Raw genomic sequence first — 23,174 nt, 5'->3', positions numbered from 1 at the left:
AATTTTTAGTTAAAAGGAGAACTCATGATACAAAAATACTTTTCCTACACCGGACGACTTAACAGACTGCGCTATTTTCTCAGAATTCTCGTCGTTATGATTCTTGCTTCTGTTTTAGGGACCTTATTGGCGCAAATTACTCCCTATTTGGCTTATCCTGTATCGGCGATTGCCCCCGTCAGTGCCGTGATGCTGGGAATCCGCCGCTGCCACGATCTTGACCGAAGCGGTTGGTTTTACTTATTGATGTTCATCCCTATCATCGATTTCTTCGTGGCACTGTACTTGCTGTTTGCAGCAGGGACGCCCGGTCCGAATCAATACGGAGCCGATCCCCTCGACAGCCAGTTTGCAGGCTGATAAAGAAGCTTTCAGCAATTTATTCATGACATCTAATCTGTATCATCCATATCGATATCCATGGTGCCTTAGTCCCTGACAACCAATTTGAGATGTGAAGATAAACGCACAGAGACTGTGAAGTATCCGGCCTTTATGCGCTATTCAGACCGTAGCTGCCTTTGTTGCTGCTACGGTTTTTGTGTTCAGAGAGTTGGCATTTCGTGCAGGTATACTTTATGATAGAAGCATAGGGAGCATACGTTGGAAAAAGTCTTTTGAGATGAAATCTTGAATTAAACTTTCTAAGTGCCGGAAGACATTATACATTTAGTTTTTATTAAGTAAGGAGGCGGTTATTGTGTCTTTGAATCGTTTGCGTGATTTAGCAGCGGCGGATAAAGCTGCCATTGGTACCTTTGTCAGTATGGGGAATATGTCGGAAGTGGAATGTCTCGGCTATACAGGCCTTGATTTTGTCATCATCGATACGGAACATGGCCCCTTTGATACAGAAACGATGATGGGCCTCATCCGGGCTGCCGAACTGGTTCACCTCGTCCCTGTCGTGCGTCTGGCTAACGTCGATCATAGAGATATCCAGCGGGCGGCGGACTGTGGAGCCCAGGCTATCATCCTGCCTTGTTTGCGTGACATCGACGACTTCAAGAAGGCCGTGGCCCTGGCAAAATACGCTCCTGTCGGTCAAAGAGGCTTCATTAAAGGCAGGGGGACCGGTTTTGGCAACGCCCCTTGGGCGGCTACAGAAACATTGGAAGAATACTATGCTAACAGCAACGAACGCCTCTTGGTCATACCTCAGTGCGAAACGAAAGAAGCCTTAGAACAAATCGAAGATATCGTTCAAATCGAGGGCCTGGACGGCATCTTCATCGGTCCTTACGATCTTTCGACCTGCCTCGGAATCCCGGGCCAATTTGAAAATCCCGGCTTTAAAGAAGCCCTCGATAGAATCCTAAAAGCCTGTCACGATGCCGAAAAACTCTGCTACATCTTTACCGGCACGACGGCACAGGCCAGGGAGTACATCGCCCAAGGCTACGACGGCGTCGCCCATAACCTCGACTTCAACATCCTCATTGAAGCCTATAAACAAGTCGTAACGGATATACGCAAATAAGGCTGGAAGGAAACCATCGATTCAGTTTTCAAAAGGAGGAATGAGGGGAGCGAGGGGATACGCTGAATACTCGCAGGCAATCGTGAGATAAAAGGCGATATAATTTCACATAAAAAGACGAGTACCTGATAACCGGAGTCATCAGGTACTCGTCTTTTTCCTATGTATAGAGAATTTGAGAAGGAAAGCGTGATTAGATTTCGACGTTGAAATGTTTGAGAATCATTTTTTCAGCTTCGCCATTCCAGAGGCCTTTATGGGCTTTGCAGCATTTGTCGAGTTCTAAGAAGAACGGGTCTTTTTCGCCGAGTTTGGCAAAATCTTCGATAGCTGTCATGGGCATGTCAAACTGGGTATAGGCCAGTTTTTTGCCGCCCGGGATGTTGGGAAGATTCAAGGTCGTTTCAGCGATGCTGTCGATGCCGCCGACGTGGGTTACCATAACGGCCGGGTCGATGATGCCTTTAGCTGCCAAGGTGTTGGCTTCGATGAGGTCATCGTTGTTGCCGCCGGTCGTGCCCATGATATGGGTGCTGGTGTAGTGGCAGTCGTAGAGGTTGATTTCAGCGCTGAAGTTTTTGTCCGTCGGGCCGGAGAAGAAGTTGAGGCATCCGTCGAAGGCTAAGAGGCGGTTACCGAGTTCAGCAACGGCGCGGATCGGGGTGTAGACGAAGACGTCGTCATAGCCGTGACCGTCGGTGAGGGCCATGAGGTCGTCATAAGCCGTGTCCATGTTGGACGTGTTGACGTAGATGAGTTCGACGCCGTGTTCGGCTGCGTATTCCGGGGATACGACTTCTTTGGCTCTGGCAATGCGGGCCTCGTTGATATCGGTAACGACGATGCGTTTCGGTTTGTTTTTGTAGTTGATGCCGTAGCTGACAGCACCGAGGCCCATGGGGCCGCAGCCGCCGAGGATGATGATGTTGCCGCCTTCTTTAGTTCCCATGGCGTGGTCGTAGTTCTGTTTATTCGTATGGTAGTTGGCGTGGTAGCCGCCGATGATGCAGCTCATGGGTTCGCCCAGGGATGCTTCGAAGAAGCTTTCCCCTTCGTAAGGCATGAGGGCGCCTAATTCCATGACTTCGTGAGGGAAGATGCAGTACGTGGCATCGCCGCCGAAGAATTCATAGGAGTAACCCGGGGAAGCCAGGCTGCCTTTGTAGTTCAAGGCCGGCTGCTGAGCAAAACACATGCCCGGTTTGAACTGGTCTTGCCATTTTTTGCCGACTTTTACGATGACACCGGCAAATTCATGGCCCGTGATGATCGGGTTGGTGTCGATGTTCTGCGGAGCTCGTTTGTGGTTCTTGCCCTGTTCAACGAGTTTATACGTCGACATGCAGATGCTGTCGGTGATGATTTTTGCTAAAATTTCGTCGTCTTTAATTTCCGGGAGTTCAAATTCTTCTAAGCGTAAATCGCGGGTACCGTACATTCTGACTGCTTTTGTTTTCATGGTAAAATCCTCCTAAATAGGTAAGTAACTGTAATTTTTTATATGAGTGACGAAGCTGTTTATGCTTCGAGGTTTGCAAAGGTATTGAAGATGTCGTCGGCAGAGCTGTGAAGTAGGTCTTCGACGTCGTCTTCATCGGAACAGGTGATGGCGATATTGCTTAAAATATCGAGGTGTTCGTCACCGACACCGGCGATACCGATGACGAGTTTTACCGTTTCACCGCCCCAATCGGTACCGTCCGGGAAGGTCATGACGACCAGTCCCGATTTTTTGACTTCGCCCTTGCTGGCTTCAATGCCGTGAGGGATGGCGACGGCGTTGCCGATGGCTGTATTAAAGACTTCTTCTTTATCGAGCATAGCTTGGGTATATTTTTCGCTGGTATAGCCGTCCTCAGAGAAAATCTTTCCGATTTTCTTGATGATATCTTCTTTGGGCTGGGGCGGGCAGTTCAGGATGATGTTTTTCTTCTGTAAAATCGTATTCATAGAGAACGTCTCCTTTTATTTTTCGTTGCGGGCAGCTGCTAACTCATCGACGAGCATACCGTATTCGGGAGCTGCCATAAAATTGGTAATCGTGATCAGACGGGCGTTGGGGGCACTGGCTTTAGCTCGGTCGGCGAGATCCTTGTGGCAAACGACGAGTTGGGCGTCGGCCGGAACTTCAGAAACCGATGCGTGGCTGACCGTGATGTCCGTAAGCCCTGCTTTTTTGAATTTCTTCTGCAGGACGGCGGCGCCCATGGCGCTGGAACCCATGCCGGCATCGCAGGCGAAGACGACGTTGGTGATATGCTTTAAATCGACAGCGGCTGTTGCCGTAGCCGGTGCATTCTTCGATTCGGCTTTCATGTCCTGCATCTTCTGCTGTGCTTCTTCAAGGGAGTCTCCCGATTTTGCATTGGACAATTTGATGATCGGCGATGCGATGACGAAGGACACGACCGTTGCGATGACGATGCTTAGGATAACGGCAAAGGTTGAACCTTTCGGAGCCATGGCCAGGTAGGAAATGAGGCTGCCGGGAGCCGGCGGGCCGGAAAGGCCGAGGTCGAAAATCATGTTGTAGAACAGGGCTGCGACGCTGCCGCCGATGGTGGCCAGGAGCAGAGCCGGGTTCATGAGGATGTACGGGAAGTAGATTTCGTGAATACCGCCGAATACGTGGATGATCAAAGCACCGGGAGCTGACTGGCGGGTCATCTTGTCTTTGGCAAATAACCAGTAGGCCAAGAGGACGCCTGCGCCGGGGCCGGGGTTGGTTTCAATCATGTAGAAGATGGATTTGCCCGATTCAGCGACCTGTTCAGCACCGAGGGGAGTGAAGATCCCGTGGTTAATGGCGTTGTTGAGGAACAAGACTTTTGCCGGTTCCACGAAGAGCCCGATGAGGGGGAAGATGCCGGCCTGCAGTAGGAATTGGACGCCTGCCGTTAAGAAGGAGAGGATGACGCCCATGACCGGTCCAATCAGTTCGAAGCCGATGATGGCCATGATCATGCCTAAGATACCGACGGAGAAGTTATTGACCAGCATTTCAAAACCCGGTTTAATGTGGCCGTCGACAGCGGCGTCAAACTTTTTGATGACAAGGCCTGCCAGCGGGCCCATGACCATGGCACCTAAGAACATGGTGTACGTCGTACCGGTGATAACGCCGACTGTTGCGATGGCGCCCATGACGGCACCGCGAAGGCCGCCGACAATCTTGCCGCCTTGGAAGGCGATGAGTAAGGGCAGTGCATAGGTCAGGAACGGTCCGACCATTTTAGCTAACTGTTCATTTGGCAGCCAGCCACTGGGAATGAAGAGTGCCGTTATGAGACCCCAGGCGATGAAGGCGCCGATGTTCGGCATGACCATACTGCTGAGGAAGCGGCCGAAGGATTGTATTTTTGCTTTCATAGTAAGCCTCCAATTTGTAACCATAATTCCATTGACGGAGCAGAACTCGGCACTCCGGACTGCGCTGTGCTGCTCTCTTGATGGTTACAGTATACCTTCCGTACATACTGAAATCAATTAAAAGTAATTTAACTTTGTCCACATTCAATGTGACAACTATGAAGGAATCAGTGCTGGCCTGGCGTAAGCCGCAGCTGCCGCCCCTTTCAATTGGTGGTATAATTAAGAAAAACGAAAGGGAGGAGATGAGAGGATGGCTCTTTCGGTCGTAATTATTGATCACGAGCCGCTCATGGCGGCACAATTAAAAAAATGCCTGTTAGCAGTGGATCCGGACATAACCGTCGTCGCTATTTGCTATGAAGGGGAACAAGCAGCAGCCTGCCTTCATGAATATAAACCGGATCTCGTCTTCTTGACGATTGAAATGCCCCGCATCGGCGGTCTTGCCATTGCCAAGGCCATTCAGGGCATGGAAGGAGACCGGCCGGATATCGTCTTCGTCACCGGCCAGCGCGACTTTGTGTCCCATACGCTGCGGCTGACGGCCCTGGACTATTTAGTCAAGCCCGTAACCGAAGGGGAAGTTGCTCAGGCCGTCCGAAAGTTCAGGGCCCTGCACATAAAAAAAGAACCTTCTCCGAGAGAAGATTCTTTGGCGGATACGTCGGCTGATGACGGGCCGATTTCTCTTCCGACGCGGCGGTTTTCCGTCGATGAGGGAGAGAAGATAAAGCTCATTGCCTGTGAGGATATTCGCTTGATTTATGCCGAAAAGCGCCGGACTTTTTTAGTGACCCTGGAAGGGAAAACCTATCCTACTCATTTCAGCCTGATCCAATTTGAGCAGCGGTTGCCGGCATCGGTGTTTTTTCGCTGTCACCGCAATTATATCGTCAATATCGATGAGGTTCGGCAAATCGAACCATGGTTCAATCATCAATACGTATTGATTCTTCAAGGGCAGGAAAAGGAACCGATTCCGGTGGGCCGCTCTTATATAAAAAAACTGAGGCAATATATTTATTTATAATCCTAGGGCCTGAGCAAAATAGCCTTTTAAAATCCGCTGCAGATGGCAACGGATTTTTTCTTCGTCATGGCCATAAACGGCCTGAGAAAAGGCGGAATCACTGACCATGGCACTGCTGATGGAGCCCAGGACGTCGGTGTGAAGACGGCTCTGTTCGTCCTGGGGCATGACTAAAAACAGAATCGTCGAGATGCCGTGAAAATACGGGTTAGTAAAGGTGTCTTTGTCAGGAACGGCCGTATAGAATAAGGCCTGATTTACCGCCGTCGTTCGGCAGTGGAGCAGGGCGAAGTCCTGTTCCGGGAAAATCTGGCTGTTCAGCCGTTCGCGTTTGATGATGGCATCAAACAGTTGGGCCGACTGTTCTTCATCTTCTACTGCCTCCGATGCCAGGGTGTGGACGGCTTCGGCAAAGGTAACGGCTGCCGGCAGTGTATATTGGCGATAAGCTCGCAGGATATCGGCGATTTCTTTCGACAGAAGCTGCGTCTTATCCAGGACCGCTACGAAATCGTCTTCTTCCGGTTTATCGATGAAAACTCGTTTTTTGGGGACATGGGCATACTCTTCGATTTTGCCGGTAATACGATGAAGTTCCGACGGCGAAATGAGGGGGGAGACGAAGAGTACGTCGGCGCCGGGAAGGGATATGGGCAGGCTGGAAACGAAGAAGTCCGTCTGTTTTAGAACTTCTTCCGTTACGGAATCACTGCCGTACGTCTGAAGCTGTACGTTTTTAGGCAGTTTATTTTGAAGACGGGTCATCATCAGTCGGGCAATGCCGAAGCCGCTGGCACAGACGATGCCGATGGAGACACTGCGCGTAAAGGCTTTGTTTCCCTTGATTCGTTCTAAGGCGGCACCGAAGTGAATGGTCAGATAGCCGACTTCATCATCCGATACGGGGGTATCGAGAGACAGGGATAAGACGTTAGCTGCCCGCTTTGCTTTTTGAAAGACGTCGGCATATTCCTCCTTGATAGCGTCGAGTAAGGGATTGATGATATTTAAATGGTGCTGAAGGCGGATGATGGTAGGCTGTAAGTGGACGAAGAGGCCTTGAAGAAACTCGTCGTCACAGCGAAGGTCGTAAGCTAAACGGGTATCGAAGGCTTCAATCATAGCGTCGATAACGCGTAAGAGTTCCGATTCATCGACGCTGCTGGGAAGATCCAAAAGATCATTGTCTTGATACCGTATTTTCGCGCCTTTGATGTGAAGCAGGAGATACGAGGCTTCAATGGGCGGCATCGTAATCTGAAATTCCGCTTCCATGGCGGCGACAATCCGTCGTGCCAGGGCGGCGTCTTCGCTGTCCTCAAGAATGGGAACAACCTCTTCGTCCGTATCGTCAGGCTGGCCCTTGGCAATGCGTTCGACGGCGATGGCGATGTGAATGATCAGTCCGATTTTAGCCGTGTCCGTAAATTGGTCGATCTTTTTTTCGCCTAATTTCACGAGGACGTCATAGACGCGCTGAATCGTATGGGTGTTCAGCAGCTGGTAGACGCCCTTATCGGTGACATGGGCCAAGGCTTTCGATAAGGATTCGTCGGCGTTTTGCAGGTCCTTGAAGGCGTCGGCACTCGTCGTTTCGCTGATGAAGCGGTGCATGGCTTCGCGGTAATCTTTTTCGCTGCCTGTGAGCAGGACACCGTAACCCTGTTTTTTCAGGACCTTTAAATTATTTTTCTCAAGCCAAGAAGATAAGGACTCTAAATCTGAAGCCGCCGTCGCTTCACTGACACCGAGCAGGGTGCTGTAATAGAGCAGTTTTTTCGGCATTCGGTCGCGCAACAGCTCAAAGAGCAGGTAACGGCGCCGCGTATCTTTATCGCTGAAGTCCATGGCGGATGCATCAGAAAGGGCTTGGGTCAGATTTTTCTTATCAAGGGGCGACCCGTCTAAACGGATGCCGGCCCGTTTTTGGCGGACCAGTTTCAGTTTATACGAGGACAATGCCTTTTCGGTCCCTTCCAGTTCGCGTTGGACCGTTCGCTTGCTGATGCCGAGATCATCGGCCAGGGCCTGTTCGGAGAGGTAGTCTTCCTCTTTTAATAAGCGTCGCAGAATCGCTTGCATGCGAGGTGTAAAATCCATGTGCTCACCTCCTGTGGTTTCATTTAAATGCAGGCAGGATACTCCGACCTCTTAGGTCGGGGAGGAATGCCCGCTTCACCTCACTTTCTTAAAATACTGGAGTTTTAGTAAAATATATGATATGGTGGCCTTGATGAAAGCAATATATTTTTAGAAAGGCAGGTGAGAAAAAGTGTCCGACCTAACCAAAACTATAAAACTTCGCCTCCATGTTTCTCCGGAACAAGGGATTCTGTTTTGCCAAATGACAGAGCATTATCGTCAGGCTTGTAATTTTGTGTCTCAATACATCTTCGACAATCAATTCAACTTGGCTTATCAAAGCCTCAACAAAGAACTATACAGCGACCTTCGTGTGTTGTTTGGCTTAAAGTCGCAGCTTGCACAATCGTCCATCAAGACGGCTATAGCTCGCTATAAGACGGTCAAGCAGCAGCTCTTCCAAAAGCCATACAAATACAAGGACCAAGATGGCAGCTGGAAATACATAACGAAAACGCTCGAATGGCTTTGGACGCCCATCTTCTTCAAGCGCCCGCAAGCGGATTTGGTTCGCAATCGTGATTACAGCTTCGTGGATAACGGACAAAGCCTGTCTATCAACACCCTTGGCAAACGAACCCGGTGCACCTTTGAAAGCAAGCCATTTTCGGAATATCTGGACGGCTCATGGAATCTTGGCACAGCAAAATTAATTGAACTCAAAGGCCTGTGGTATCTGCATATTCCCGTCACCAAAGCGGTTGAAGATTTTCAGAAGGAGAATGTCCGCCATGTTGTCGGGATTGACCGTGGCTTGCGATTCCTGACGGTCAGTTACGATGAGCAAGGCCAAACGGAGTTCGTTTCTGGGCGAAAGATTGCAGCCAAACGACATAAGTTCCTCAAAATCAGACAGCAGCTCCAATCCAAAGGCACAAAATCTGCAAAGCGCAGACTCAAAGCCCTTTCCGGACGAGAGAACCGTTGGATGTCCGATGTAAATCATCGGATTTCTAAGACACTCGTTACGAAATACGGCAAAGATACGCTGTTTGTGCTGGAAGATTTAACGGGTGTCAGCTTTGAGGAAACAAATCTTTCCAAAACCGCTAAACAAAATTGCGACCTGAGAAGCTGGACTTTCTATCAGCTTGAGCAGTTTCTGACCTATAAGGCTCACGAAAATCGCTCGGAAGTATTGAAAGTCTTGGCAAAATACACTTCTCAGCGTTGCCCGAAGTGCGCTACTATCCATAAGGAAAACCGTAAGCCTCACCAACACCTGTATCGCTGCCAGTGCGGATACCAATCCAACGATGACCGTATCGGAGCTATGAATATCCAGCATCTTGGTACGATGTGGATTTTCGGAGAGAATCACCCTCGCTACGAGAGAAAAACGATTGCTTCGGAGTAAATCTCCTTTGCAAAACGGGCATCGTCAACTGCCTGATGATGTAGGCAGAATTAGGGAGATGTTGTCTTCAGCATCGCTACCACCTATGTTTCTCTGACTTACAAGCTCCCGCTTCTATAAGTGGGAGTCGTTGACTATAGTATAGCTCACAGCCATTATAGGGGCAATTTAAAGTAATTTAACTTTGTCCGCTTGAATGATGACAGCATCTTTGTAATGCATAGATTGCACTTGTATCGTTCAGAAAAAGGACTCCTTTTGTAGAATAAAGGCAGGCCATATGATATAATTTATTGTAAAGCCTTGTAAAGGTCATGAAAAAATCTCGTTAATTTTGAGAAGGCTTGTTTTTATCTATTCGATAAGGAGATCGATGATTATGGCATTCCACTTAAAGCCCAAGGAAGAAAAGTTTTTTTCGCTGTTGGACCAACATGCGGCACTAGGCCATGAGGCGGCTGAACTCTTGAGCCAGGCCATTAATGGTGAAATTTCGAAAGAAACGGCGTTAGAAAAAATTGATGCCTTGGCCGATCAGGCGGACGGGTTGGTCATGGAGACCATGAAGCGGCTGCAAAAGACATTCATTACCCCCATGGATCGGGAGGATATCCAGCAGATGATCGACCAGCTCGATGCGACGGTCGATAATATCAGTGAAATTATGGATAAGATGTGCATGTACCAGGTCGGAGAGGCAACAGACGGTGCCAAGGAAATGGCGACGATTGCGGCGAAGGCTATGAAGGAAATTCGCAAATCCATCGGGTATATGAAGGACCTCAAGAAAAATTATTTGAAGGTCGAAGCTAGGAGCAAGAAGGTCTTGAAACTGGAACAAGAATGCGATGATCTCTATCATGCAGAAATGGCCAGTCTGTTTAAAAACTGCAAGGATCCTGTCGAAATTATCAAGTGGAAAGAAATTCTTCAATCTGTTGAAGACGTAACCGATGAGTGCGAAGATCTTGTCGTTACCTTCAGAAGGGTCGTATTGAAATATGCCTGAGCATTGGTTAATTTGGGCCATCGTACTGTTGGCCGTTTTGTTTGATTACATTAATGGGTTTCACGATACGGCAAACGCCATCGCTACCAGCGTATCGACGCGGGCTATTTCCCCTCGCCATGCCATTATGATGGCCGCCTGCCTTAATTTTGCCGGTGCTATGATCAGTACCGGCGTCGCCAAGACGATTGGCGGCGATTTAGTTTTGAATCCGTCCGAAATCAGTTTGGACGTCATCGTAGCCGCCCTCATCGGTTCGATTATCTGGAATGTCCTTACCTGGTATTACCGCATACCGAGCAGTTCATCCCATTCGCTAATCGGCGGCGTCATCGGCGCTGTCTGTATCAGTGTCGGCCCGGCAGCCCTCGATACGGGCGGCATTGGAAAAATTATTTTATCCTTGATTTTATCGCCTGTCGTGGCCTTGGCTACGGGGTATTTTGTCATGATCGGCCTGTTATGGGTCGTTCGCCGTTATTCGCCGTTGGCTTTGAATCGTCAATTCCGCAAGATGCAGCTCCTATCGGCAAGTCTAATGGCCTTTTCTCATGGCTCGAACGACGCCCAGAAAGCCATGGGGATCATCGCCTTGGCCCTTTTGTCCGGCGGCTATATCGATACCATGGAAATTCCGGTATGGGTCAAGATTGCCTGTGCGACGTCCATGGCTCTCGGTACGTCAGCCGGCGGCTGGCGCATCATTTCGACGATGGGAACCAAGATTTTTAAAATGGAATCGATCAACGGCTTTGCTGCCGACCTTAATTCGTCGATTGTCATCTTTACGGCAACCTTTCTCCATCTTCCTGTCAGTACGACTCATGTCGTTTCCGGGTCCATCATGGGAATCGGCTCGGCCGAACGCGTTCGTGCCGTTCACTGGGGGGTAGCACGCAGTATGCTCATCGCCTGGGTCGTCACCATTCCTATTAGCGCGGCCATGTCAGCAATTATCTTTAAAATCATTCAGCTCCTTTGAGAGACCGGCGAAGGCTGGCCGAAAGGATGCGATAGTATATGGAAAGCTCTCTCTTCGGCAGGCAGGGGAAATTATAAAATCTTGTCCTGTCTCAGAGAGAGTTTTTTTTATCTTCTAAAGTGAAGCGTGACGTAGGTGCCCGTATTTTGATCCGCGAAATATGCTGCGGGAATGATGAATATGAAAACCAAAACTATACTTTTTTTGTCTTTTATTGTATAATAAGGATGAAAGATGTAAGGGGGTAGCATTATGAGATTGAATCAAGCTACGGACTATGCATTCCGCATGGTCCTTTATCTGTCAGGGCTCCCGGAAGGAACGAAAATTACCGGCGCAGCGCTGGCTGAAAAACAGAATATACCAGAACGTTTTTTGCTGAAAATCATGCGCAGCCTTACTAAGGCCGGCATCATGAAATCCTATCGCGGTGTGGAAGGCGGATTCGCCTTGCAGCGACTTCCCAAGGAAATCACGTTATTTGATGTCATCGAAGCCGTCGAAGGACAGACGGAATTGCAGCGTTGCCTCAATGACATGGACTCGTGCAGTCGCGGCTGCAGCAATATGTGTTCCATTTATGCTGCCTTTGCCGACATTCAGCGTGATTTGGCGGCCAGACTGAAGTCCATTGATTTTGAAATGTTAGCCAAGCAGGAGGAAGAATTCCGCCTGGTACATCAAGGCATGACCAAAGAACAGGCAGTGGCTGTTCCCGGTGAAGAATAGAGTATAAGATTCAGCTCATGAAGGGCCGTCCCCGATAAGGACGGCTCAGATTTGGCTGTCAAGAGGGCGTTTACGGACAGCCCTTTTTTTTATGCTTAAAATATTGTAAAATAAAAGTACCTATTTTATTTTTATTGTCTTAATATATAGCCTGGAGTGAAGCCCTATGTACTTACCTTTTCAAGGTTTTATCAGCAGTTTTCGATTGCTGGACATATTGGATATTTTACTCGTCGCCTTTGTGCTCTATAAGTTATTCATCCTGATCCGCAATACGCGGGCCGTCGCGCTTATTAAGGGCCTCTTGGTCCTGGGCGTCGTTACCTTAGTCAGTAGAGTCCTCGACCTGCACGTCATAAACTGGATGCTGCAGCAGGGGATGACCGTCATTCTTGTCGCCCTTCCCGTCGTATTCCAGCCCGAATTGCGCCGGGCTTTGGAACAGATCGGGCGGGGCCGTTTATTCCGGTCCGGCCAGGTCATCAGTATGGAAGAACTGGAACGGCTCATCGACGAAATCGTAGCTATCAGCGAGTCCTTATCAAAAACGCACACTGGGGCTCTTATCGTATTTGAACGCGAAGTCGGTCTTAATGACTATATTGACACCGGGGTTGCCATTGAAGGGCTCGTTTCACAAGAGCTCTTGGGCAATATTTTTATTCCTAATACGCCTCTTCACGACGGAGCTGTCATCATTCGGGAAAATCGCATTATGGCAGCCGGCTGCCTCCTTCCGCTGACCGCCGATCGGTCCTTGTCGACGGAATTGGGGACTCGCCACCGGGCGGCTATCGGCATCAGTGAACTGACCGATGCTGTCATTATCGTCGTCAGTGAAGAAACGGGATCCATTTCTTATACTTACGGCGGCCATATTTATCGCCATCTTGACGGCACCGCCCTGCGCAATGTCCTCAAGACATTTTTGACCCGGACACCTCAGGGCCTGGCGAATATCTTTAAATGGAGGCCCTAGTATGAACAAGATTGATAAAAATTGGCAGCTTAAAATCATCTGCTTTCTCCTGGCTATCGTCTTGTGGTTCGTCATCATCAACGAACAAAATCCGCTCAGTGAAGGGAGCTATACCGTTCCCATTACCGTGGAAAACCTCAATTCTCAATATATTACATCGAATGTACCCAAGACGGTTTATGTCCGCCTTTCGGGGCCGCGCAATACGATCATCAACGTAGGTCCTTCGGATATCAAGGCCTACATCGATTTGTCCGACGTCCAGGAAGGGACGGTCGACGTGCCGATCCACGTCGAAATACCGAGCGGGACGGAACTGAAAAAACAAAGCATGACGTCGACGAAGATAACCGTCGATGTCTATACGGTCAAAGAATTTAAACTGACGCCCCATATCGTCGGCAACTTAGATGAAAAAGACTTTATCAGTGAACTGAAAATCGTTCCGGAAAAGGTTGTCGTCAGTGGTGCCCGCCGCCTGATCCAAGAGGTCAGCCAGGCCGTCATCGAAGTGCCGGTCAACCAGCGCAACAGTGATTTTGCTTTGATGGCGCCAATTCACTTGTACAGCGAAGACGGATCGCCTGTCGAGGGACTTGAAATGACGCCGTGGCAGAGTAATGTCAAGGTTTCCATCGGTCATGACGCTATGTCCAAAAGCGTCCCCTTAAACGTAAATATAACCGGCCAGACGGCGAATAAAACGGTGACAATTCAGCCGACGAGCATTCAAATCAGGGGCTCTGCCGATACACTGCGCAGTATCAGTTCCATCGATTTGCCGGACATTAATGTTGAAAATATGAAGGAAGAAAAGTCTTGGAAGGTCATCATCCCGCCGGTAGACGGCATCAATATGTATCCTGATGAGATCGAAGCCGTCCTCCATATCCGAAATGATGAGTAGAAAAGGAGAAACTTTGTGCTTAGAGTATTGAATATTCGTACGGCTGTGCCCATGCAAAAGCCGTTGGAAGCGCTGATTGCTAAGAAACTTCGGTGCAGCCGCAGCGATATTTCCGGTATCTGCATTGTCCGCCGGGCCATCGATGCCCGACGGAAACCGCGAATCTATTTTGTGTTTACCGTCGACGTATCCTTTGTCGATGAAAAGAAGGTGTGGAAGCGCTGCCGTGATAATAAGGACGTGCGCCAAATTGCAGAAACGCCGGCGCCGGAAATCATCCCCGGCAGTGAAGCATTGGCCAGCCGGCCTATCGTCATCGGCACGGGTCCGTCGGGACTGGCAGCTGCCTTGGCCCTGGCTGAACACGGTTATGCGCCACTGGTCTTTGAACGGGGCTGCGACGTAGATACCCGGGCCAAAGATGTGGAAACCTTTTGGCGCGGCGGCCCGTTTAAACCGGAATCGAATGTCCAGTTTGGAGAGGGCGGTGCCGGAACGTTTTCTGACGGCAAACTGACGACGCGCATCAATCACCCCATGCTGCGGCAGATTTTACAGACCTTCGTCGATGCCGGAGCTCCGGAAGAAATCCTGTATGCCTATAATCCCCATGTGGGAACGGATGTCCTGCGGCGAGTCGTCAAGAACCTGCGCCATATGATCGAAGCCAAAGGCGGAGAAGTCCACTTTTCGAGCTGTGTCACAGCCATTGACCGCGATGAAATGGGACGGGTCAAGTCGGTAACGATCAATGGGAAGGATAGCTACCCGGCCAGCGTCGTCGTCATGGGCGTAGGGCACAGTGCCCGCGATACGTATTACATGCTCCATGACCGGGGCGTCGTATTGGAAAAGAAACCTTTTGCCGTCGGCGTGCGCATCGAGCATTCGCAGGATGTCATCGACCGCGACCAATACGGCTGCCCGGCTGAAGAACTTGGTCTGGAACCGGCCGATTACGCCTTGGTCTACCACAGTCCCGACGGCCGGTCGTGCTATTCCTTCTGCATGTGTCCCGGCGGCGTCGTCGTCGGAGCGGCGTCAGAAGAAGGGCGGGTCGTCACCAACGGCATGAGTCTTTACAAGCGGGACAGCGGCATTGCCAACAGTGCCGTCGTGGTCAACGTTACGCCCGACGATATGGGCGGTGACGGGCCTTTGGCCGGCATCGAGTTTCAGCGCCGTTATGAAGAACTGGCCTATAAGGCCGGCGGGAGCAACTACCATGCACCGGCTCAGACTGTCGGCTCTTTCTTAAAACGGCCCGGTGCGGCGTCCGAGGGCGCTGTCCATACCTATCGTCCCGGCGTGACCTGGGCTGATTTGCACGACGTCCTGCCGGACTTTGTCACAGCGACACTGGCCGAGGCCCTGCCGTATTTTGGCCGGCGCCTTCACGGTTTTGACGATGACGACGTCGTCATGACCGGCGTCGAAACGAGGACCAGTGCCCCCGTTCGTATCGTTCGCGGTGACGACCGTATGGCTCTCGATACAGCCGGACTCTATCCGGTCGGTGAAGGAGCCGGTTATGCAGGCGGTATTATGAGCGCCTTTTTGGACGGCTTGGAAACGGCTGTCGAAATCATTCGTAAATATCAACCTTTGGAGGTAAAGTAAATGGCTAGATTGTTTGGAACAGATGGAGTGCGAGGCGTTGCTAACGACACGTTGACCCCGGAATTGGCATATCATTTGGGCAGAGCCGCTGCCTATATCTTTGGGCAGAATAAAGAACACCCGACCTTCCTCATCGGAAGGGATACCCGCCGTTCCGGCACCATGCTGGCCGATATCCTGGCAGCCGGCATCGCATCGGCCGGTGGTGACTGCTATATGGCAGGCGTTATTCCGACTCCGGCCATTGCCTACCTGACAAGAACGCATCATATGGATGCCGGTGTTATGATTTCGGCGTCTCACAATCCGTTTGAATACAACGGGATAAAATTTTTCGACGGCTTCGGCTATAAATTGCCCGATGAAATGGAAGATAAAATCGAAGAGTATATGTTGAAGGATGAACGGGCCGGCCTCCAGAGTCGTCCGACAGGGGCTGCCATCGGTACGATTTCTGCTTGGACCGACTTGCAGCAGGAATATGCGGATTTTATTTGCAAATCGACGGATATCGACCTTTCCGGTCTTAAAGTCGTTCATGACGGGGCCAACGGTTCGGCTTCCCTCTTAGGGCCGGAAATCCTCGAACGGCTGGGGGCCGAAGTCATTGCCATCCATAATAAACCGAACGGCATCAACATCAATGAAAACTGTGGTTCTACCAACCTCGACAGTCTGAAAGAAACGGTCTTGAAATACGGTGCCGATATCGGCATTGCTAATGACGGGGACGCCGACCGCTGCCTGGCTGTCGACGAAAAGGGCCAGGATATGGACGGCGATCAGATCATGCTCCTTTGTGCCATGAAATTGAAGGCCGAAGGCCGACTCAAACAGGATACCGTCGTCGGTACGGTCATGAGTAATATCGGTTTCCATAAAGCCCTGAAGGAAATGGGCTGCAAGACGGAAATCACGGCTGTCGGTGACCGCTATGTCTTGGAAAAAATGAGAAAAGACGGATATTCTCTCGGTGGGGAACAGTCGGGCCATATCATTTTCCTCGATTACAACACGACCGGTGACGGCCTGCTTACGGCCGTGCAGCTGCTGAGCATCATGAAACAGCAGAATAAACCCTTATCTGAATTGGCAGCTCTCATGACTCGCTATCCTCAGATTTTGAAAAACGTTCGCGTTCAGACTAAGTCAGGCTGGGAAGACAACAACCTTATCATGGCCGCCATTTCTTCGGGCGAAGAAGAACTCGGCGATGAAGGCCGCATTCTTGTCCGTCCGTCAGGGACAGAACCCTTGATTCGTGTCATGGCAGAAGGACCGGACCTGGTACAATTGGAACGAATCGTCGATGATATCGCCGTTGTCGTCGAACATGAAATGGGGCCTTCTAAGTAGGTATTGACAAAATCTTGCAAATATATTAAAGTGTGGGAATGGAGTTCATTGAGCTCCATTCCTGTTTTTATATACAGGCGTTTGGAAATCCTTAACGTCATAATGGATAGCGCTAGTACCTGAACGATTCAGGTAGACGAGGTAGAGAAGTATCGAATTGTCAGCGGATGTCTCTCGGCACACCTTCAGTCGTCATATGATGGAAAATTACAGTGGTAACATTGTCGACAACTTCATCATAAGAGGGAAAAAACTTTATATCAGGAGGATATAACTATGTGTGGTATTGTAGGTTACATCGGAGACAGGGAAGCGGCAGACTTTTTAATGGATGGTCTGGGCAAGCTGGAGTACCGCGGTTATGACTCGGCAGGCATTGCCGTCTATCATGACGGTGCTATTGCTATTCGCAAAAAAGCGGGTCGGCTGGCCAACTTGGCAGAAGAAGTCAAGAAACATCCCGTCGTCGGGACGTCCGGTATCGGTCACACCCGTTGGGCAACGCACGGCGGTCCGTCGGACATCAATGCCCATCCCCATTCGGATGAAAATGGCGATTTCGTCATCGTTCACAACGGGATCATTGAAAACTACATGGAATTGAAGGAAGGCCTGCTTAAAAAAGGGTACCACTTCCGTTCGGAAACGGATACGGAAGTCATTGCTCACCTTTGCAAAGACCTTTACGACGGTGATTTTACCCGTACGGTCCGCAAGGTTCTGACGCTCCTGCGCGGCTCCTATTCCTTGGTTTTCATGTGCAAATTTGAACCGGATAAAATCATTTGCACCAAAAAAGACAATCCGTTGATCGTCGGCTTGGGAGACGGGGAAAACTATATTGCCTCGGATATTCCGGCCATCCTCAGCTACACTCGTAAGACCTACATCATGAATGACGGCGAAATTGCCATCGTCATGAAGGACAAGGTTTGGGTGACCGATCTTGAAGGCAATCCGATTTCAAAGAAAGTCTTTGAAGTAAACTGGGATGCTGAAGCAGCTGAAAAAGGCGGCTTTGAACATTTCATGCTCAAAGAAATCTATGAACAGCCGAAGGCTATCAAGGATACGATGGGCCGCCGCATTGTAGATGGCGGAAAGCATGTTTCCTTTGACGAATTGAACTGGACGCCGGAAGATGTAAAATCTATCGACAAGATTTTGATCACGGCCTGCGGTACGGCATACCATGCAGGGCTCTTGGCCAAGTATTTTATCGAAAAATTGGCCCGCATTCCGGTTGAAGTCGATATCGCATCGGAATATCGCTATCGCGATCCCTTAACTGACAGCAAGACGCTGTGCATCGTCGTCAGCCAGTCCGGCGAAACCATCGACACCATGGCAGCTCTTAAAGAAGCGAAACGCCGCGGTGCCCGTTCGTTGGCGATTACCAACGTCGTCGGATCGTCCATTTCTCGTGAAGCCGACCAAGTTGCGTACACCCTGGCAGGCCCTGAAATCGCTGTCGCTTCGACGAAAGCTTACACGACACAGCTGGTAACCTTGCTCCTTTTGGCCCTTTACATGGGTCGATTGAACGGCAATTTGCCGGCTGACCGCGAAGCAAAAATCTTAGCTCACCTGGAAAAACTTCCGGATCAGTGCCAGCAGATCTTTGATCAGGTCGATACGATCAAAGGCCTGTGCAGTGCCTTCAAGGATAAGGAAGACGTCTTCTTCATCGGCCGTTCCATGGACTACGGTTTGGCCATGGAAGGTGCTTTGAAATTAAAAGAAATTTCTTATATCCATGCTGAATCCTATGCCGGCGGTGAATTGAAACACGGTACACTGTCGCTCATCGAAGCCGGTGTTCCCGTCATTGCCTTGGCGACACAGGTCGAAGTCAAAGGCAAGATGATCAGCAATATTAAGGAAGTCAAAGCCCGTGATGCCTTTGTTGTCGGCATTGCTCAGGACGACGACACGGAAGTCGTCCATACTGTCGATACCTTGATCAAGGTTCCTGCTTCGGATGACTTCGTCGTTTCTATCTTGGCTATCGTTCCCTTGCAGCTGCTGGCTTATTATATCGCTGTCAGCCGCGGCAACGACGTCGACAAACCGCGTAACCTGGCTAAGAGTGTTACCGTAGAATAATTACATAACCCAGTCTGTATAGAGGAGCTGCCTTTCGGGGCGGCTCCTTTTTGTCGTTCCTGGCGGCGCTTTGGCGGCTAAATACGACGCTTCGTGTCTTAAGGCAAGCAAAGGTCTTATTTTTGTTCTATACTATACTTAGCAAATAGACCGTGTGTTGAAAGATGTGAGGTGTTGTCCTATGTCGCGCTTTATTAATAATTTGAAACGCCGCGTTGCCAAAGAACAAAAGAAGATCGTCCTGCCGGAATCGGAAAGCCGTAGGATTCTGCAGGCAGCAGAACGGGTCCAGGCCGAAGGCTTTGCCCGGCCGATTCTGATCGGACGACCGCAGAGCATCGTCGAAGTCGCTTCCGAGTATCAAATCGATATGGACGGCATCGAAATCATCGATCCGGAAACGTATCCCATGTTGGATACCTTTTGCCGATATTATGCAAAGCGGCGGGCGAAAAAAGGGATGACCGTTGCTGAGGCGCGGAAAGTCCTTTTGACGAATTATATTTTTTTTGCCGCCTGTCTCGTCGTCTTTGATATCGCTGACGGCATGGTAGCCGGCGCCGTTGCCACGTCATCAGAAGTCATTCGGGCCGCCCTGCAGGTCATCGGACCGCATCCGGGCCTGTCGACGGTGAGCAGTTCTTTCATCATGATTACCGATAAGCCTCAGTTTGGCGATGACGGCATCTTTGTCATCGGCGACTGTAGTGTCGTCATCGAACCGACGCCGCAGCAATTGGCTGATATTGCCGTCAGTTGTGTAGAACGGGCACGCCGGACGGCGCAGACCCTTGATCCGAAAGTGGCTTTTTTGTCGTATTCGACGATGGGCAGTGGTGCCGGTGAAGAGGTAGAACGCGTCCGTGAAGCCGTCCGTCTCCTAAGGGACCGCAATGTTGATTTCGAGTTTGACGGCGAGATGCAGGCCGATGCGGCTCTCGTACCGCGGATTGCCCGTCAGAAGGCGCCCGGTTCTCCCGTTGCCGGTCAAGCCAATGTCCTTGTATTTCCCAATCTCGTTTCGGGCAATATTTGTTATAAAGTTTTAGAACACCTGTCCGGTGCCACGGCGCTGGGGCCGCTCCTCCAAGGTCTTGCCAAGCCGGTCATGGATCTGTCCCGCGGTTGTACGGCTGAAGGCATTACGGATGTCATTGCTATCTGCTGCAGCGATGCCATTTACATGCAGGCTGAAAAGAAACGAGACATGGCCTTTACCAGTCGATTTGAACAACTCGACAGCCGAGTCGCCGTTGAAAACCGCAATATCTCGATTCAGTTTGATCCGGAAAAATGCCGAAACTGTACCCTCTGTCGCCGCCGCTGCGCTGAAGTCATGTCTATGACGGGGTATTACTCGTTAGAAAGTACGGGGGATATCCCTATCTGTGTCCACTGCGGCCAGTGCTCGCTGACCTGCATGTTCGGAGCGACGACGACCGTTTCTCAGCGGGCTGAGATTCAAAAAGCTATCGATGATCCGGACAAGGTCGTCGTATTTCAAACGTCGTCGGCCGTCGGCGTGGCCCTTGGCGATGCCTTCGGGAAAGACTTTGGCGACAATGTGGAAGGGAAAATAATAGCGGCCCTGCGCCGGCTCGGAGGAAATTACGTTTTTGACACTAACTTTGGGGCCGATTTAGCTATTATAGAAGAAGCATCGGAACTTCTGCATCGTATGGATCATAAGAAAGAACTGTTGCCGCAGTTCACCAGTGCCTGTCCGTCATGGGTCGAATTTACAGAAATCTTTTTCCCCGAGTTGATTCCGCACTTGTCGACGGGCCGGAGTCCGAGCAGTATGCTCAGTCCGATGATTAAAACGTATTTCGCCAAGCGCATGCACATTGATCCCTCCAAACTAGTCATTGTCTCGGTGACGCCATGTACGGCAAAGAAGGCGGAAATATCCAGACCGGAACAAAATGCTGCCGGCCGTTATTGGCAGCAGGCGGACATGCGCGATACGGATTACTGTATTACGACGCGGGAGTTGGCCGGGTGGATTAAAGAAAAGAAAATCGACTTTGACAATCTTGAAAATGCTGCCTGCGATACGGTCTTTTGCGAATCGTCCGGCGGCGGGGAACTCTTTGGCAACAGCGGCGGATTGATGGAAGCGGTCCTTCGTACCCTCGTTTACTTGAAGACGAATAAACCGGCAGAGGATGATTTTCTCCGCTTTGAAGCCGTGCGCGGACTGGAAGGTGTCAAGGAAGCGGCCCTGACTCTTGATAACGACATCATCCGTGTCGTTGCCGTCAGCGGACTGGCCAATGCCCGTCGGTTCATCAATTTGATGGAAGAAAAGCATTCGTGGAAAAAATATGCCTTAATTGAAGTCATGGCCTGTCCAGGCGGCTGCATTGGCGGGGGCGGTCAGCCACGGACTCCGTTGCCTCTTGAGATTCCGGCTAAGCGTGCCCGCATTGAAGCGCTCTATCAGCTGGATGCCCAAAAGCCGATTCGGGCCAGCTGGGAAAATAAGGAACTACAGACGTTATATGCGAAATTTTTGGGAGAGCCCGGCAGCGATTTGTCCGAAGCGCTGCTTCACACGCAGTACATCAATAAACATTACCTTCTGGGAAAGGAAGACAAGATTCAGCCCGTTCTCAAATAAACGTAAGGCTATCCCGTGAAGCCCATACAGCCCTCTCTGCTATCGGAAAGGGCTGTATGGGCTTTCGTCCTTGCTTTCTTCGGCATCTCTTCTTATAATTAAATCAATACACTTGATGCGGAAGGGATATGTATGAATCGGTATATGACGTCTTTGAAGCGGCGGGCAGCTTCAAAACCACAAAAAATCGTTCTGCCTGAAAGCGGCGACCTTCGTATGCTGCAGGCTGCTGATCGGATTTTGGCAGACGGATTGGCCGTTCCGGTACTGATTGGAAAACGACAGGATATCCAGGAATTGGCCTTTCGATATCAATTGGACTTAGAGGGGGCTGAATTGATATATCCGAAAGAACATACGCATTTCGAAAGTTTTGCGAAAAAATATGCCCGGATGCGGCGAGCATCCGGAATGACCATGGAAGAAAGCCGGCGCTTTTTACGGACGCCCCTCTATTTTGGCGCCTTTATGGTTGCTTCCGGCGAGGCGGCCGGCATGGTTGCCGGATTGGAAACGCCGGCGCCGGACGTGCTTCATGCGGCTTTACAAATTATCGGTCCCCGCAAGGGAATCGATACGGTCAGCAGTTCTTTTATTCTTCTGACGGACATGCTGCAGTTTGGTCATGATGGTGTTTTAGTTGCCGGAGATGGTGACGTCATCCCGACACCGGATGAATACCAACTGGCAGACATTGCCTGCAGCTGTGTGGACCGGGCACGTCGGACACTGAAGATTGATTCACCTAAGGTAGCCCTCTTATCGTATTCGACGATGGGGAGCGAACGGGGCCGCGGCGCCGATACGGTGCGCAAAGCCGTTCAGATTTTAAGTGACCGCAACGTCGATTTCCTTTTTGACGGTGAAATGGAAGTAGATATCGCGCTGATTCCGTCCTATGCCAAAGCGTGGGCACCGCGTTCTCCCGTAGCCGGTAAGGCCGATGTCCTCGTCTTTCCCGACTTAAATACGGGAAATATTTGCTGTAAGATGTTGGAACACGTTGCCGGCGTGACCGTTTTGGGACCTCTTCTGCAAGGGTTGGCCAAACCGGTCATGGATCTGTCACGGGCCTCGACGGTAGAAACCATCGTCAACACCATAACCGTTTGCTGCTGCGATGCCTGGGATGAAACGGTATAGGCTATTTTAAAAAATAGTGTACAAAATAAGGTAATCTGTCTTGACAACCTATATATACCATAGTATACTTAAGAAGTTGTGAGGGAAAATCCTTCCATGCCGGCTGAGACAACAGCCGATTCTTTTGAAAGTTCTTCAAAAGAATGCTTGACAAGCTCCTTCGAGTTTGGTAAGATAAACGAGTCGTCGCTACGGCGACACGATGACCTTTGAAAACTGAACAATGATTGAATGAACGCCAGTAAATGAATCTTTTGGATTTGTTTATGCCGAGTTTTACTCGGGAGTGCAGGTCATTTTCGTAAGAAAATAACCGAATCAATTCAAACGTCCGGCTCT

18 protein-coding genes are annotated in these 23,174 nt (G+C 50.2%); 14 read left to right on the top strand and 4 right to left on the bottom strand.

Features of this window, described 5'->3' with window-relative positions:
- Nucleotides 1–24 precede the first annotated feature (24 nt).
- Both TX77_RS10895 and TX77_RS10890 read left to right on the top strand, forming a co-directional pair.
- Complete coding sequence (locus TX77_RS10895) at nt 25–360, top strand: DUF805 domain-containing protein (RefSeq protein ID WP_044505118.1); 336 nt, start codon at nt 25–27, stop codon at nt 358–360.
- Between the two features lie 340 nt (nt 361–700).
- Entirely contained in the window at nt 701–1,480 is a 780-nt protein-coding gene (locus TX77_RS10890) for an HpcH/HpaI aldolase family protein (RefSeq protein WP_049917363.1), read from the top strand.
- A gap of 193 nt (nt 1,481–1,673) precedes the next feature.
- Here the strand turns inward: TX77_RS10890 and TX77_RS10885 are convergent, their stop codons facing one another.
- The 3 genes from TX77_RS10885 to TX77_RS10875 are packed head-to-tail and all read right to left on the bottom strand — an operon-like array spanning nt 1,674 to nt 4,849.
- Nucleotides 1,674–2,939: a zinc-binding dehydrogenase gene (locus TX77_RS10885; RefSeq protein ID WP_044505117.1), complete on the bottom strand. Its 1,266-nt coding sequence runs from the start codon at nt 2,937–2,939 to the stop codon at nt 1,674–1,676.
- A gap of 59 nt (nt 2,940–2,998) precedes the next feature.
- Nucleotides 2,999–3,430, bottom strand: coding sequence for a PTS mannitol transporter subunit IIA (locus tag TX77_RS10880; RefSeq protein WP_044505116.1), 432 nt, complete (start codon nt 3,428–3,430; stop codon nt 2,999–3,001).
- 15 nt (nt 3,431–3,445) lie between these two features.
- Nucleotides 3,446–4,849: a PTS mannitol transporter subunit IIBC gene (locus TX77_RS10875; protein ID WP_044505115.1), complete on the bottom strand. Its 1,404-nt coding sequence runs from the start codon at nt 4,847–4,849 to the stop codon at nt 3,446–3,448.
- Nucleotides 4,850–5,102: 253 nt separating this feature from the next.
- Here TX77_RS10875 and TX77_RS10870 point away from each other — a divergent pair, with 253 nt between their 5' ends.
- Nucleotides 5,103–5,882 (top strand): LytR/AlgR family response regulator transcription factor, encoded by a 780-nt coding sequence (locus TX77_RS10870; protein ID WP_044505114.1) that lies wholly within the window; start codon nt 5,103–5,105, stop codon nt 5,880–5,882.
- Here the strand turns inward: TX77_RS10870 and TX77_RS10865 are convergent.
- The gene (locus TX77_RS10865) at nt 5,877–7,982 is read right to left on the bottom strand and encodes a BglG family transcription antiterminator (protein ID WP_044505113.1); all 2,106 of its coding nucleotides are present in this window, start codon (nt 7,980–7,982) and stop codon (nt 5,877–5,879) included. The two genes, TX77_RS10870 and TX77_RS10865, sit on opposite strands and share 6 nt — an antisense overlap.
- 244 nt (nt 7,983–8,226) lie before the next feature.
- On the opposite strand from TX77_RS10865, the gene TX77_RS10860 reads away from it, so the two are divergent.
- The 11 genes from TX77_RS10860 (at nt 8,227) to TX77_RS10810 (ending at nt 22,835) form a co-directional block, all read left to right on the top strand.
- On the top strand, nt 8,227–9,381 hold the full coding sequence (locus tag TX77_RS10860) for a transposase (protein ID WP_230198132.1): 1,155 nt from the start codon (nt 8,227–8,229) through the stop codon (nt 9,379–9,381).
- 379 nt (nt 9,382–9,760) lie between these two features.
- Nucleotides 9,761–10,390: a DUF47 domain-containing protein gene (locus tag TX77_RS10855; RefSeq protein WP_044505111.1), complete on the top strand. Its 630-nt coding sequence runs from the start codon at nt 9,761–9,763 to the stop codon at nt 10,388–10,390.
- Nucleotides 10,383–11,372: an inorganic phosphate transporter gene (locus TX77_RS10850; protein ID WP_044505110.1), complete on the top strand. Its 990-nt coding sequence runs from the start codon at nt 10,383–10,385 to the stop codon at nt 11,370–11,372. The genes TX77_RS10855 and TX77_RS10850 overlap by 8 nt, the downstream gene beginning before the upstream one ends.
- Before the next feature lie 252 nt (nt 11,373–11,624).
- Entirely contained in the window at nt 11,625–12,101 is a 477-nt protein-coding gene (locus tag TX77_RS10845) for an RrF2 family transcriptional regulator (protein WP_044505109.1), read from the top strand.
- A 166-nt stretch (nt 12,102–12,267) separates the two neighbouring features.
- Nucleotides 12,268–13,080 (top strand): diadenylate cyclase CdaA, encoded by an 813-nt coding sequence (gene cdaA / locus TX77_RS10840; RefSeq protein ID WP_044505108.1) that lies wholly within the window; start codon nt 12,268–12,270, stop codon nt 13,078–13,080.
- Nucleotide 13,081: 1 nt separating this feature from the next.
- A complete protein-coding gene (locus TX77_RS10835; RefSeq protein WP_044505107.1) occupies nt 13,082–13,987 on the top strand; it encodes a CdaR family protein in 906 nt (301 codons plus the stop codon).
- Between the two features lie 15 nt (nt 13,988–14,002).
- Entirely contained in the window at nt 14,003–15,607 is a 1,605-nt protein-coding gene (locus tag TX77_RS10830; protein ID WP_044505106.1) for an NAD(P)/FAD-dependent oxidoreductase, read from the top strand.
- Entirely contained in the window at nt 15,608–16,963 is a 1,356-nt protein-coding gene (gene glmM, locus TX77_RS10825; RefSeq protein WP_044505105.1) for a phosphoglucosamine mutase, read from the top strand. It abuts the gene before it with no gap.
- Between the two features lie 276 nt (nt 16,964–17,239).
- Nucleotides 17,240–19,069: a glutamine--fructose-6-phosphate transaminase (isomerizing) gene (gene glmS / locus TX77_RS10820; RefSeq protein WP_044505104.1), complete on the top strand. Its 1,830-nt coding sequence runs from the start codon at nt 17,240–17,242 to the stop codon at nt 19,067–19,069.
- A gap of 181 nt (nt 19,070–19,250) precedes the next feature.
- Complete coding sequence (pta, locus tag TX77_RS14280) at nt 19,251–21,692, top strand: phosphate acetyltransferase (RefSeq protein WP_071822366.1); 2,442 nt, start codon at nt 19,251–19,253, stop codon at nt 21,690–21,692.
- 132 nt (nt 21,693–21,824) lie between these two features.
- Nucleotides 21,825–22,835 (top strand): phosphate acyltransferase, encoded by a 1,011-nt coding sequence (locus TX77_RS10810; RefSeq protein ID WP_044505103.1) that lies wholly within the window; start codon nt 21,825–21,827, stop codon nt 22,833–22,835.
- Nucleotides 22,836–23,174 lie beyond the last annotated feature (339 nt).

The organism is Megasphaera massiliensis (genome assembly GCF_000455225.1).
Classification (GTDB): domain Bacteria; phylum Bacillota; class Negativicutes; order Veillonellales; family Megasphaeraceae; genus Megasphaera; species Megasphaera massiliensis.
This window is presented reverse-complemented; position numbering and strand designations above follow the sequence as displayed.